This is a genomic window from Acidovorax sp. SRB_24, from assembly GCF_012931925.1.
On the sequence record NZ_MWOM01000175.1, the window covers coordinates 1 to 721 of the forward strand.

A 721-nucleotide genomic window follows, 5' to 3' on the forward strand; every position below is an offset into this window, starting at 1 on the left:
GGCGGCATGCTGCTGGGCTGGATCGCCGGCACCATGGCCGTCTCCGACCCCGCCGTGGCCGTGGCCGAAACCCTGGCCTGGATGCCCAAGATCGACCAGGCCAACGACTGGATCAAGTACGGCGCCGGTATTGCGGGGGCCCTGATGGTGCTGGCCCTGGGCCGCTGGATCGCCTCGCGGCACGCCGCGGCCGCGGCCAGCCGCACGCCTGCGGTCTAAGACCGATCGGCCTCGGGCCAGGGGCGGTGAAGGGCGCGCACCGCCTTTTGCGGGCCGGCCCCGGCACCACGACACAGGGACTTCGGTCCCTGTTTTTGCGTCGGGCGCACGGCCCCCTGCCCGCCGCGCGGCCGGCGCGACAGACCGCGCAGGCCGCGGGCGGGCATGCGCTATGCTTTCCCGCATGAAGCTCATTTTCAAGTGGTTGCTCAGTGCCGCAGCGCTGCTGCTGGTGGCCTATCTCTACAGCGGCGTGGAGGTCAAAAGCTTCACGACCGCGCTGATCGCCGCCTTCGTGATCGGCCTGTTCAACGTCGTGCTGCGCCCCGTGCTGGTGGTGCTGACGCTGCCGGTCACCATCGTCACGCTCGGCCTGTTCCTATTCGTCATCAACGCGCTGATGTTCTGGGCCGCGGCCGGCGTGCTCGACGGTTTTCACGTGCGCGGCTTTGGCGCCGCGCTGCTGGGCTCGCTGATGTACTCGGCGCTGGGCCTGGTGATC

At 69.8% G+C, this 721-nt stretch carries 1 protein-coding gene and 1 pseudogene; both read left to right on the forward strand.

Annotated elements, in window-relative coordinates; genetic code table 11:
- Positions 1-219: pseudogene (locus B2J89_RS21325) on the forward strand (TerC family protein); the annotation flags it as partial.
- A gap of 184 nt (positions 220-403) precedes the next feature.
- On the forward strand, positions 404-721 hold a 318-nt coding region (locus tag B2J89_RS21330; protein WP_169170828.1), incomplete at its 3' end, for a phage holin family protein.